Origin of the sequence: Terriglobus roseus (genome assembly GCF_900105625.1) — a bacterium.
Classification (GTDB): domain Bacteria; phylum Acidobacteriota; class Terriglobia; order Terriglobales; family Acidobacteriaceae; genus Terriglobus; species Terriglobus roseus_B.
This window is the reverse complement of record NZ_FNSD01000001.1, coordinates 4,139,630-4,152,660: the sequence shown is the minus strand read 5'-3', so window position 1 is coordinate 4,152,660 and position 13,031 is coordinate 4,139,630. Positions and strand designations below refer to the sequence as shown.

Genomic DNA, 13,031 nt, shown 5'->3' with positions numbered 1-13,031 from the left:
CTCACACTAGAAGCCTACTCAATGCAGCCCGCAGGTCCATTTCACAAGCTGATTGCGGAATCCGCGGAGTAACTACAAACGCTCATGTCCGCGGACATGCAGCCGCGTCAATTCGCGAAACGACCGCAGCAGTTGCCGGTCACGTTTTGCAGCCCAGCATACACACAGTTCGACAAAGGCATTCTTTGCTTTAAGCGGAACAAACGAAAGGTCCGTCGCACTGGGCTGCTGATGATTTACCGGCAGCAGCGATACGCCCTCGCCCGACTGCACCATCAGCGTCACGCTGCTCCAGACGGTGTTGGTACTCACGATGTTGGGCACGAAACCTGCATCCGAGCAAAGCTCGATCAGCTTGTCGAAGACAGATGGTGACGTTGCCCGGGAGGACACCACGAAGCGATCCTTCGCCAGGTCCTTTACGTCAATCCGCTTTGCCTCAGCGCGCGCATGTGTTCTCGGCAGAATCGCAACCATCGGATCGTGCTGAATGATCTCGAAGCGGATGTCCCGTTGAAACTGCGGTTCCGGCACACGTGTGAATGCGATGTCTAGGCGCCCTTCCAGCAATGCGGGCCACTGTTCCGAAACACTCATCTCCACAAGCGATAGCTCCACCTGCGGATGCTTCTCTCGGAAGCTCCGAATCAACCGTGGAAACCCATCGCCTAAACCGCCTGCAAAGAAACCGATGCGCAACGATCCAACCTCGCCACGTTCCGCACGCTGCGCCTCCTGCACGGCGCTCTTGCTCTCTTCCAGAACGCGTTGCGCATGCTGCAGAAAGACCTTGCCGGTATCGGTCAGCAGGGTTCTGCGTGATCCACGGTCGAGCAGGCGCACACCGATCTCGCCCTCCAGGTCAGCCATCTGTTCGCTGATCGCGGATTGCGAGACATGCAGCAGGCCGGCCGCTCGGCTAAAGCTCTGCTGTTCAGCAACGGCGACGAAATAGCGGAGGTGTCGTAGCTCCATGTCTCGATACTATCGGTTTTCCCGTGGTATCGGTTTTTCCGATAGAAGACGCCGGAAGAAACCACAGTCGTACTTGCCAACTCCGTAGTCAGATAGATACAGGCCCGCTCCCAGCGAGCTAAAGGATTGCCGCATGTGGATCGTCAAGGTCGCTCTGACGCGACCGTATACCTTCATCGTTCTGGCGCTGTTGATCCTGATTGCTGCGCCGATCATGATTCTCCGGACGCCAACGGACATCTTCCCGAACATCAATATCCCTGTTGTTTCCGTAGGTTTCACCTACACAGGACTCAACCCGGAAGAGGTGGAAGGCCGTCTGACCACGCCGTATGAGAAGGCGCTGACCACGCTGGTCGACAACATTCAGCACGTCGAGTCCACCAGCTACAACGGCTTTTCGGTCATCCGAGTCTACCTGCAGCCCGGCGCGTCGCTGGATACGGCCAACGCCCAGGTAACGGCGGCGTCGCAGTACCTGCTACGCCAATTGCCGCCAGGCGTCTTGCCCCCGCAGATCATTAACTTCTCCGCTTCGAGCGTGCCCATCCTTCAGCTTGGCGTATCGGGTGACGGTCTCTCCGAAGCCACGCTGAATGACTACGCCACGAACTTCGTTCGCGCCCAGCTGGTCACCGTACCCGGATCAGTGGTTCCGCTGCCCTACGGTGGTAAGCAGCGGCAGGTATCCATCTCAATGGATCAGAGTGCCATGCAGTCCAAGGGCATCGCCCCCGGCGACCTGCTCGCAGCACTCGCACAGCAAAACATCGTGACACCGTCCGGCACCATCAAGATCGGGCCAACCGAGTACGACGTACGCCCCAACGGCACACCACGAACCCTGGACGATCTCGCCGGTGTCCCGATCAAGCAGGTCAACGGCACCACCATCTTCCTGCGTGACGTCGCCACCGTCGCCGACGGCTTCAGCTTCCAGACGAACGTCGTGCGTCAGGACGGCAAGCGTGGCGTACTCATCAGCGTTCTCAAGAACGGCAACTCGTCAACACTCGACGTTGTGAAGGGCATCCGCACCCTGCTGCCGCGCGTTCAATCCACGCTGCCGCCTCAGTTGAAGCTGACACCGCTTGGCGATCAGAGTGTCTTTGTGCGCGCCGCCGTCGAGGGCGTTATCCGCGAAGCGATCATCGCCGCAGCACTGACAGCCATCATGATCCTGGTGTTCCTTGGCAGTTGGAGGTCGACGATCATTATCGCGATTTCCATCCCTCTGTCGATTCTGACCTCGGTCATCATCCTCGGCCTCATTGGCGAGACGATCAACACTATGACGCTCGGCGGCCTCGCACTTGCCGTTGGCATCCTGGTGGATGATGCGACGGTGACCATCGAGAACATCGAACGCTTCCTGGAAGATGGCTTCCCGCTTCTTGAAGCCATCGAGCAGGGCGCAGCGCAGATCTCTGTGCCTGCACTTGTATCTACCCTTTGTATCTGCATCGTCTTCCTGCCGATGTTCTTCCTCAGTGGCGTCTCACGATTCCTCTTTGTTCCGTTGGCTGAGGCAGTTGTGTTCGCCATGCTTGCCAGCTACATCCTGAGCCGTACGCTGGTGCCCACGCTGGCCATGTACCTGTTGAAGGCGCATGATCCCAACTCGCATGAGAACGGCCTGTTCGCGCGCTTCACGCGTGCCTTCAACGCTCGCTTTGAGAAGGTTCGCCAGGCTTACGATCGCATGCTGCGGCGCCTGATCGCGGCGCGCAGCGCCTTCGTTCCGATCTTCCTCGGCCTCTGCCTGCTGACGACCGTGCTGATCCCGTTCCTTGGACAGGACTTCTTCCCGGACACGGATAGCGGTCAGTTTGTGCTCCACGTACGCGCCCCAACCGGCACACGTATTGAAGAGACGGCGAAGTTGTTCGACCTGGTGGAACAACACATCCGCAAGACCATTCCCGCGGACGAACTGTCCGGACAGCTCGATAACATCGGCATGCCGTACAGCTCGCTCAACACGCAGCACCTTACCAACGGCACCATCAGCGCAGCGGACGGCGATATCTTCGTTACGCTGAAGGAAGATCACAAGCCGACGGCACACTATGTTGAGCAACTGCGCTCAGAGCTGCCACGCATGTTCCCAAAGGCTACGTTCTATATGCTGCCTGCGGACATCACAACGCAGATTCTGAACTTCGGTATCCCGGCCCCGATTGACATTCAGATCGAAGGCAATAACGTGCAGGCCAGCAAGGCATCTGCAGACAAGATGCTTCAGCAATTGCGCAACATCCCCGGACTTGTGGATGTTCGCATTCAGCAGCCCTTCGACGGACCTTCGCTGGAAGTCAACGTCGATCGCACCAAAGCATTGCAGGGCGGGTTCAGCGCTCGCGATGTATCACAGAGTGTGTTGAATACTTTGAGCGGCAGCTTCCAGGTAACACCCATGTTCTTTCTGAACTGGAAGAACGGCGTGAACTACAACATGGTCGCGCAGACGCCCCAGTACAAGATGGACAGCATGCAGGACCTGCAGAACATCCCCATCAATCGCAGCGTTGCGGGTGCCGCTCCGGCCAACCCGCAGCAGCCTGAGATCCTGGGCGATATCGCGAAGGTCGAGCGTGGGCATGAAATCACGGTCATCAATCACTTCAACATCCGTCGCGTCGTCGATATCTACGGCAGCGTGCAGGGACGAGATCTAGGTGCGGTAAGCCGCGACATCCAGAAGGTCATCGACAACGGCCAGAAGTCTGCGGCACGAGGCACCTTCATCACATTGAAGGGCCAGGTTGAAACGATGAAGGCCTCTTACATCGGTCTCATCGGCGGCCTCGCCTTCGCCATCGTGCTGGTCTACCTGCTGATCGTGGTCAACTTCCAGAGCTGGGTCGATCCCTTCATTATCATCACGGCTCTGCCCGCAGCATTGGCAGGCATCATCCTCTTCCTCTTCCTGACCGGCACGCGGCTCAGCGTTCCCGCACTGATGGGCGCCATCATGTGCATGGGCGTTGCGACTGCGAACAGCATCCTTGTCGTCTCCTTCGCGAAGCAGCAATACGAAGAACATGGCGACGCGCTGCGGGCTGCCATTGAAGCCGGCGCTACACGCTTCCGGCCCGTGCTGATGACGGCAATCGCCATGATCATCGGCATGGTGCCCATGGCACTGGGTGCGGGCGATGGCGGCGAACAGAATGCACCGTTGGGCCGAGCCGTTATCGGCGGTCTGGCCTGCGCAACCGTAGCAACGCTGATCTTTGTGCCAACGGTATTCGCGCTGATCCATGGACGCGGCAAAAAGAATGAAGCAACCAGCAACACGCAGCAGCTGACAGAGGTGCACGCATGAGCGAACAGACAATCACACCGGCCGTTGATCCAGAGACCGCCAACGATGCACGCACAGACGTGCACAACATTCACACGGACATCGTGAAGCCGCACGACCAGGCCCCCTCCGACCGGCACATCGACAACCCGGGTGGCGGCAAGACCATCGGACTCCTCTTCGCTTTGGTCGTGTTGGCTGCAGTGGCCTACGGCATCTATCACCGCCACCAGACGGAGCGCAGCCTGGTGGAGAAGACAGACGTCGATGCCATCCCGACCGTCTCGGTCACGCACCCTGTCAGCGGCTCCAAGGCCGACCAGCTGGTGTTACCCGGCACCGTGCAGGCGTTTGTTGAGACACCCATCTATTCGCGTACCAACGGCTATCTGCGCAAGTGGTTCTTCGACATCGGATCGCGCGTGAAGAAGGGGCAGCTCCTCGCCATCATCGAGACGCCTGAGACCGATCAGCAATTGCTGCAGTCGAAGGCCGAACTCGAACGGCAGGAAGCGAACGAGCAGCTTGCAAAGACCACCAGCGATCGCTGGCAGTCACTGCTGGCCAAGCACGCCGTCTCGCAGCAGGAAGCCGACCAGGCCAAAAGCAACTACATCGCCGCGCAGGCTGCATCCGATGCAAGCCGCGCCGGCGTGAAGCGTCTGCAGGAACTGCAGGGCTATGAGCGCATTGTGGCGCCCTTCGACGGCACCATTACCGCTCGCAACACCGATATCGGTGACCTCATTAATGCAGGCTCAGGTTCGGCGTCGCCACGCGCTCTCTTCCAACTGGCACAGACGGACAAGATGCGTGTCTTCGCATCCGTCCCCGAACTCTATGCGAATCGCGTGCACAACGGCACCGAAGCAACCATCTCACAAGACGCTTCACCAGGCGATGCGATGCATGGCTTTGTGACACGAAACGCTGACGCGATCGATCGCACCACGCGAACGCTGAATGTCGAGGTCGATCTAAATAATCCCGATGGCAGATTGCGCCCGGGTTCCTACGTCTTCGCGCACTTCAACCTCCCCGGATCCGGTTCGGCCTTCACCATCCCATCGAATACCCTGCTGTTCCGTGCGGAGGGCCCGCGGGTGGCTGTGGTTCGCGGAGACCGCGTGCACCTGGTGCCTGTCAGGGTCGGTCATGACTATGGCGACTCGATCGAGGTTGTGAGCGGCGTCAATGCAAGTGATGCCATCGTCCTCGATCCTTCTGACTCGCTGGTCGATGGTGCGCAGGTTCATACGCAGGCTGCGACCACAACGAAAGGCACACGATGAAACGGCTTGCACTCATTGGCATCAGCCTTGTCGCGCTGACGGTCACGGGCTGCCGCGTTGGTCCAAACTACGTGCGGCCCGCCGCAGTAGCCACACCACCGTCCTTCAAGGAGCAGCCACCCTCCACCTTCGCCGAAGGCTGGAAGGTGGCGCAGCCCGCCGACATGCAGATCAAGGGCGATTGGTGGACGATGTTCGGCGATCCGCAGTTGAACGCGTTGGAGTCGCAGGTTGACGGTGCGAACCAGAGCCTGCGCGCTGCCGAAGCGAACTATCGTGCGGCGGCCGCGGATGTAGCGTTCTACCGCGCAAACCGCGCCCCTACCGTGGGTGTCGCACCTGCAGTCTCAACGGTACGTACCTCGTCAAACCAGCCGTACTTCAACCAGAACAGTGCGGCCGCCGGCGCCAACGGCGTTGGGAACCTGTCGCTACCCTTCTCGCTGAACTACGAAGTGGATCTATGGGGCCGCGTCCGCCGCTCCATTCAACAGGCCGGCGACCAGGCGCAGGCGTCAGCGGCCGACCGCGAAAACGTCCGGCTGTCGCTGCACGCTGAGCTGGCGAATGACTATCTCGATCTGCGAGCAGCCGATGCGCAGAAGAAACTTCTGCATGACACCGTGGGAGCCTTTCAGCGCGCACTGCAACTGACGCAGGACCGCTACGACGGCGGCGCATCCCCCCTCAGCGATGTGTCCCAGGCACGCACGCAGCTTCAGTCCGCACAGGTCCAGGAGACCGATGTCGACGTACAGCGCGCACAACTGGAACATGCCATTGCTGTTCTGATCGGTAAAGCTCCGGCAGACCTTACACTGCCGCGCACGCCGGTTACGGTCGCGCCGCCCGCACTCCCGGACGTACCCGGCATGCTGCCATCGGTACTGCTGGAACGCCGGCCAGACATCGCTTCGGCAGAGCGTCACATGGCCGCAGCCAACGAGCAGATCGGCATCGCCGAAGCAGCGTTTTATCCCACGCTGTCGATCTCGGCGGCAGCAGGCTTCGTCGGCACCTCCGCGGTCAACTGGTTCACGTGGCCCTCGCGCTTCTTCGCAGTTGGACCAACGCTTTCCCAGACGCTGTACGATCATGGCCGTCGCCGCTCTCTGACGGATGTTGCGCGTGCCAACTATGACAGCACCGTAGCCGACTACCAGCAGACGACGCTCGACGCTTTCAAGCAGGTGGAAGACAATCTGGCTGCACTGCACCAGCTGGAGATCGAAGCACAACAGCAGAAGGACGCAACCGCCTCCGCGCAGCAGTCGCTCGATCTGTTCAACATCCGGTATGAAGGTGGCGTGGACAACTATCTGCAGGTCATTACGTGGCAGACAGCGCTGCTGCAGAACCAGCGTAATGACATCGACATCGAGCGCCGCCGGCTGGACGACACCGTCCTGCTGATCAAGGCGCTGGGTGGCGGATGGAACCAGGCACAACTGCCGAAACCGTAGTTGAAATCGCTACTGAAGATGTGAAGGGGGTACGGCTCTGGCCGTACCCCTTTCATCATAGGTGAGTCCGCGATGCCCTCTTCGCCCCCTAAGCCCTCGAATCTGAGACGATTCATCACCTTCAGGATTTCTTCATAATTCGCTGCAAAAAAGCCACTTGCACTTTTGCATCTTCACGCCATACACTCCTCGGCGTTTCGGGAAGGCGGCCGTTTTGCGCCGCCAAATTCCCTTGGAAGGACACGTGATGGAAGAGATGCAGGGGTCGCACGATTTGGCAGGAGATGCAGGGCTGCAGGCCCATTTGAGTGCTGGTGCGGAGCACCAGCAACGTGATCCCTATCTGGTGAAGTCGGTCGTCCATGCCTCCCAGATCCTGGCCGCCTTCCACGACACCAGCGAAGTTCTGCCGCTGAAAGAGATCGTGCGTCGGTGCGGTCTGCCGAAGTCAATGGTCTTCCGTCTGCTCTACACGATGTCCACCTGCCACATCGTAGAGAAGCTTCAGAGCAATCGTTACCACTTGGCAGCGCGACCGGCCGATGAAACACCTGCGCCGACTGCAGCGCCAAAGAAGCGGCGGGTCAGTACCGCCCGGCAAGAACCTCCGAAAGATGCACCGCACGCCGGCTAGAATTCTGACTGATCTGTTCACGGCAGCTGAAGCCGTTGGTCACGAGTATGTCGTCCGAGGAAGCCGCTCGAACTGCAGGCAGCAGCACACGCTCAGCCAGCGTCTGCGACACCTCGAACTTGTCTTTCTCAAATCCGAACGGCCCCGCCATGCCGCAGCAGCCGGAGTCAAGTAGTTCGACGGAGGCGCCCGTCGCCGACAGCAATCTCATCTCGTCCTTCATGGTCATCTGCGTCTTCTGATGGCAGTGTCCATGCACCACGATCCGGCGACCTGCAAGGTTTGGTGGCTGCCATGATTCAGGACTGTTGGCCAGAGCTTCACTGAGCATGATGGTCTGCCGGGCAAGCTTCTGCGCGCGCTCGTCGTGCGGGAAGAAATTGATCAGCTCGTCGCGAAAGACAGTTGCACAGCTCGGCTCAAGCATCACCACGGGCATGCCCGCGTCGATCTCCGTTGCGAACATCGTCAGGATCTTTCGCAGGTAACGCTTCGCTTCGTCAAGAAAGCCGAAGTCGTACAGGGGACGACCGCAACACACATGTTGCTTCGGTACCTGGATCGAATAGCCAGCATCGCCGAGCACGCTGGACGCTGCGTGCAGCGCCTGCGGATGGAAGTAGTTATTCCATGTGTCGGCCCACAGCAAAACATCCGCGCGTTGCGCCTGAGGCCGCCAGCCATGGGTACGCTGATAATTATCACGAAAATTCTCGCTCGCGAACGCAGGCAGAGACCGTTGCGGCGCGATGCCGAGTACAGACTTCACCACCGCGGCCACCGGCGCAAACTTCATGGGAAAATTCGCGAGCGCTGGTGCTACCGACGCTGCATGCGCGAAGCGATCCATGTAGCCAAAAGCGTAGTGATACATCGGATGGCGTTTGTGCTCGTAGTGGTGCGCAAGAAACTCCGCCTTCCACGTCGCCATGTCCACGTTGACCGGGCACTCCGTCTTGCATGCCTTGCAGGAGAGGCAAAGATCCAGCGCTTCGTGGATCTCCTCGTTATCCCACTTGCCCGGGATGGTATCGCCCTGCATCATCTCCCACAGCAATCGCGCGCGACCACGTGTGCTGTGCTTCTCTTCCCGCGTTGCCATGTAGCTTGGGCACATGGTGCCATGATCCTGACGGCGGCACGCACCCACGCCCACGCAGCGCTCGGTCGCTTCCGCAAACATGCCGTTGTCATTCGGATACTGGAACCACGTCTTTGCGGGTGTGGACTGGTAGCCCGGCCCGACGCGCAGGTTGTCGATCGCGTCATAGACGGCGACGGGATCGATGAGCTTCCCGGGATTCATGCAGTTCGTCGGATCCCACAGCGCCTTGAACTCTGCGAAGGCAGACATCAGTTCCGGGCCGAACATTTTGGGCAACAGGCACGCGCGCGCCTGTCCATCCCCATGCTCACCGGAGAACGAGCCGCCATACTTCAGAACAATGTCCGCGGCCTTGTCGATGAAGTCGCGATACTTCGCTGCGCCTTCCGACGTCTTGAGATCGAAGCTTATCCGCAGATGCACACAGCCCTGGCCGAAGTGCCCATACATCGGCGTGCGGTAGCCATAGGCCGTCAGCAGGTCAAAGAGTTCCCGCAGATAGGCACCAAGCTTTTCCGGTGGCACGGCAGAGTCTTCCCAGCCCTCCCATCCGCTCTTCTCGCCAGGCACAAACACGCTGGCCCCAAGCGCGGACTCACGCACCTTCCACACCCTTGCAGCTTCCTCTTCGGTGTAGCGAGCGATGATGGGCTGCTCCGGATAGGCCTCGGCAGCATCAACGAAACGCTGCACCTGCGCATCAACTGCCGGATCGGAGTCCGCTCCGAACTCACAAAGCAGGAAGCCACGACCCGCAGGCAGCAGGCGCACATCGTCAACGACAAGATTCTTGCGCAGCATGAAGTCAACCAGCAGACCATCGAAGCCTTCCAGACCGATGGGCTTATGCTCCAAGACCGCAGGCACATGGTCTGCCGCGATAAACGCGTCCGCAAAGCCGAGTACGACAAGGCGTCGATGCTGCGGGCTCGGCTTCAGCTCACACGTGGCTTCCAGGATCGTGACGCATGTACCTTCGGTGCCAACGAGAGCACGCGCTACGTTGAAACCATTCTCCGGCAGCAGTTGATCCAGGTTGTAGCCAGAGACGCGACGCGGAATATCCGGGAAGCGTTCACGCACCAGGACCGCGTAACGATCCCGTAGCGACTTCAGTCCCGCATAGATCGCGCCTTTGCGCCCGCCAGCCTGGATGATCGCCTCAAGCTCCGTCTCGCTTGTCTTCCCGACGCGCATGCGTGTGCCGTCATAGAGCAGGATGTCGAGCTCTTCGATGTTGTCGACGGTCTTGCCACCCATCAGTGCGTGCACACCGCAGGAGTTGTTGCCAATCATGCCGCCAAGCGTGCAACGGCTATGCGTTGCAGGATCGGGTGCGAAGGTCAGATCATGCTTCTCTGCTTCGAGGCGCAGAGCATCCAGCACGATGCCGGGTTCCACGCGGGCCATTTGCGTCGTGGGATCCAGCGCAACAATCTTGCGCAGGTACTTTGAAAAGTCCATGACGACAGCCACGTTGCAACACTGACCGGCAAGGCTTGTGCCTCCGCCTCGTGAAAGCACGGGTGCGTCGAACTGCCGACAAGCAGCCACCGTTGCGATGACATCCTCGACGGATTTCGGCACGACGAGACCAATGGGAACCTGCCGGTAGTTCGAAGCGTCCGTCGCATACAACGCGCGCGATGCAGCATCGAAGCGCACTTCCCCGCGCACAGTCTGCCTCAGCAAGGCCTCAAGCCCCGAAGCCGCAGAGAAGTTTTCGTGCGGGTGCGAGTGGTTCGTTGCAGGATTCGTAAGGATGGGAAATGGTGATGCGGACATCGTGTCGGGACCCTTCGGACCCACTCTAAACGATAGAGATGCGATGCGGGGATGACCACTCCTCTCGGGCCGTAGGCCGGGGGTCTTTCGTGGCGGGCATTGACATCAGTGTTGTCTTGAGAGGTTTAGAGGTTGCGCTTCGCGCGATAGCCCGCCCTTTACTTTAAGAGAACGGAGCACCCGGAGACTGAGTATGAGGTTCGTGCTACGTGGTCGCTCCGACGAGCTCTGGAGTTGTTCTCTCCCTCACCGCGACCGGTAGAAGGATTTCCACGCTGAGTCCGCCACCGCTGCGGTTATGCGCGCTGATGCGGCCACCATGCAGCGCGACGGACCTCTCGGCGATCGAAAGGCCGACGCCGAAGCCGCCCGTGGCATCGCGCCGCGCAGAATCGGTCCGATAGAAGGCACGGAAGATCATCCCCAGGTTCTGCTCGGGAACTCCCGGACCGCGATCGCTGACGATGACGTGCACGGCGGGTCCGAAAAGCATGGCATGCTGCTCGGCGTAGACTTCAACCTCAACCGTAGTGCCCACCTCCGTAAACCGGATGGCGTTACGGATGACGTTCTCCAGCGCGCGACGCAGCAACTCCCGATTCCCAAACGTCTGCGGCACGGGTCCGCGGGCGTGGAAGAGGATGTTGCAGCCACGGCCGGCGGCTTCGAACTCCATGTTTGGCAGCAACGAACGCACGACCTCTTCCGCGGAAACAGTCTCTTTCAGCGCCGACTGACGCGTGCTCTCCATCAACGACAGGGTCAGCATCTGGCCGATCAGTTCGTTCACTCGCTCCGCCTCGGCCTCCATGCGATCCAGCGATGGAAGGTGCTCCTGTGTCTCTTCGCGCGTCATCTCAAGCGCCAGGCGCAGGCGCGCAAGCGGCGATCGCAGTTCATGCGAGATGTCACGCACAAGCACCTTTTGCGCCTCGATGAGTTCGTTGACACGTTCGGCCATGTGATTGAAGTCGAGCATCAGCTCGCGAATGTCGGCGCCGCCAACACTGCTCCACCAGTTTCGTGCGACCGGCAGGCGAACCGAGAGGTCACCCGCTGCGAACGCACGAAATGCTGCGGAAAGGCGACGCACAGGACGTGTGAGGATCAGCGCAAGAATAAATGTGACGATGATGGAGGCGGGAAACGCGCTGCGCGGCAGCGGCGGGATCCCGAGCCCGTGCACGTACTTCGTACGGCCGAAGAGCAGCCAGTGGCGTCCGTCCGAACTGGTTGCGGGATGCATCTGGATCCACGACTCACCGGAACGCGTGTTCAGTCCCCAGCCGTGCAGGTCGCCCAGCGTGCGTTTGATGAGGCTCTGCTCTTCCGCGCTCAGCTTCTCATTGCACAACGGTGTGCCATCTGTTTGCAGAACGATGAAGGCGCCTTCCATCTGTGTCAGGCCGGGGCAGCCATCTTCGGCGAATTCGCGGAGTGAGTCGTCGACGATGCGTGTGCTGCTGGCCTGGCCCGCGGCTCGAAAGTTCTCGACGGGCCCGGGATTGGATCCAGGGAACAGCACAGTCGAGCCAATGAGAATACCGATTGCCGCCAGCCAGAAGGACAGAAACAACTGCAGAAAAAACGTCTTCATGCGCGCACGCCTCCGTCCCCTTCGTCCTGCACCAGCAGGTAGCCGCTGTTTCTTATCGACTTCACAGTACCTTTGAAACCTTGTAACTGTTCAAGCTTTCTTCGAAGCCGCGAAACATGCATGTCGAGGCTGCGATCAAAGGGACGCGACTCACGATCGAAGGCCTGCCGGGTCAGGTCTTCGCGGTCGACGACCTCGGCTCCACGACGCAGCAGCGTGGCAAGCAACCGGTACTCAATGTCGGTAAGAACGATGGGCTGATCACGGTAGCTGATCTCTCGTTTGGCTTCATTGATCACAAACGCCGGCACTGCGGATTCCGCCTCTTCACGCGGCGCTGCGCGGCGATGGATTGCACGCATGCGCGCCAGCAGCTCCCGTGGGTTGAAGGGTTTGCCCAGGTAATCGTCCGCGCCCATCTCAAGGCCGACGATGCGGTCGATCTCTTCTCCACGAGCCGTCAGGAGCAGGACCGGGACATTATCGGTGGCGCGGATCCGGCGCAGAACGTCAAAGCCGTCCATATCCGGCAGCATGCCGTCCAGGATGATGAGGCCGGGTGACAGCGTCTGCGCGGCCCGGATACCGTCCTGGCCGTTGTGGGTCGACGTGACCTTCCAACCATGCCGGGACAGGTAGCTGTCCAGCATGGTGCATAGCTCCAGGTCGTCGTCGACCAATAGAACGCTCTCCTGATCCGGTGCCAAAGCCGTCAACGCCCCTCGCTTACAGCCATAGTTTGTCACTCAGGACCGCATGTTTTTCGCGTTTGTTACAAACCTTTACACTCCGTGACTTTCGGCGTGGTGGAAACACGGTTTCCTGTTCATGGGCCAGTTTGTTTCGGCACAGTTTTGTTTTACTTTGAGGTCA

General features: G+C 59.8%; 8 protein-coding genes. 4 read left to right on the top strand and 4 right to left on the bottom strand.

The genetic code is table 11. From position 1 onward, the window contains the following. Positions 1-72: 72 nt before the first annotated feature. A complete protein-coding gene (locus tag BLW03_RS17250; protein ID WP_074655265.1) occupies positions 73-975 on the bottom strand; it encodes a LysR family transcriptional regulator in 903 nt (300 codons plus the stop codon). A gap of 133 nt (positions 976-1,108) precedes the next feature. Here BLW03_RS17250 and BLW03_RS17245 point away from each other — a divergent pair, with 133 nt between their 5' ends. From BLW03_RS17245 to BLW03_RS17230, 4 genes are all read left to right on the top strand, one after another. Next, on the top strand, positions 1,109-4,303 hold the full coding sequence (locus BLW03_RS17245; protein WP_074655264.1) for an efflux RND transporter permease subunit: 3,195 nt from the start codon (positions 1,109-1,111) through the stop codon (positions 4,301-4,303). Continuing rightward, on the top strand, positions 4,300-5,574 hold the full coding sequence (locus BLW03_RS17240; protein WP_074655263.1) for an efflux RND transporter periplasmic adaptor subunit: 1,275 nt from the start codon (positions 4,300-4,302) through the stop codon (positions 5,572-5,574). The genes BLW03_RS17245 and BLW03_RS17240 overlap by 4 nt, the downstream gene beginning before the upstream one ends. After that, positions 5,571-7,037: an efflux transporter outer membrane subunit gene (locus BLW03_RS17235; RefSeq protein WP_074655262.1), complete on the top strand. Its 1,467-nt coding sequence runs from the start codon at positions 5,571-5,573 to the stop codon at positions 7,035-7,037. The genes BLW03_RS17240 and BLW03_RS17235 overlap by 4 nt, the downstream gene beginning before the upstream one ends. A gap of 214 nt (positions 7,038-7,251) precedes the next feature. Further along, a complete protein-coding gene (locus BLW03_RS17230; protein WP_212733227.1) occupies positions 7,252-7,671 on the top strand; it encodes a helix-turn-helix domain-containing protein in 420 nt (139 codons plus the stop codon). Here BLW03_RS17230 and BLW03_RS17225 read toward each other — a convergent pair. From BLW03_RS17225 to BLW03_RS17215, 3 genes are all read right to left on the bottom strand, one after another. After that, the gene (locus BLW03_RS17225; protein ID WP_074655260.1) at positions 7,622-10,561 is read right to left on the bottom strand and encodes an FAD-binding and (Fe-S)-binding domain-containing protein; all 2,940 of its coding nucleotides are present in this window, start codon (positions 10,559-10,561) and stop codon (positions 7,622-7,624) included. The two genes, BLW03_RS17230 and BLW03_RS17225, sit on opposite strands and share 50 nt — an antisense overlap. 205 nt (positions 10,562-10,766) lie before the next feature. Next, a complete protein-coding gene (locus tag BLW03_RS17220; protein ID WP_074655259.1) occupies positions 10,767-12,158 on the bottom strand; it encodes a sensor histidine kinase in 1,392 nt (463 codons plus the stop codon). Next, positions 12,155-12,838, bottom strand: coding sequence for a response regulator transcription factor (locus BLW03_RS17215; protein WP_244502137.1), 684 nt, complete (start codon positions 12,836-12,838; stop codon positions 12,155-12,157). The genes BLW03_RS17220 and BLW03_RS17215 overlap by 4 nt, the downstream gene beginning before the upstream one ends. Positions 12,839-13,031: the final 193 nt, after the last annotated feature.

Coding starts and splice junctions, on each gene's coding strand:
- BLW03_RS17250 (WP_074655265.1), bottom strand. CDS start 975: ATGGAGCTACGACACCTCCGCTATTTCGTCGCCGTTGCTGAACAGCAG.
- BLW03_RS17245 (WP_074655264.1), top strand. CDS start 1,109: ATGTGGATCGTCAAGGTCGCTCTGACGCGACCGTATACCTTCATCGTT.
- BLW03_RS17240 (WP_074655263.1), top strand. CDS start 4,300: ATGAGCGAACAGACAATCACACCGGCCGTTGATCCAGAGACCGCCAAC.
- BLW03_RS17235 (WP_074655262.1), top strand. CDS start 5,571: ATGAAACGGCTTGCACTCATTGGCATCAGCCTTGTCGCGCTGACGGTC.
- BLW03_RS17225 (WP_074655260.1), bottom strand. CDS start 10,561: ATGTCCGCATCACCATTTCCCATCCTTACGAATCCTGCAACGAACCAC.
- BLW03_RS17220 (WP_074655259.1), bottom strand. CDS start 12,158: ATGAAGACGTTTTTTCTGCAGTTGTTTCTGTCCTTCTGGCTGGCGGCA.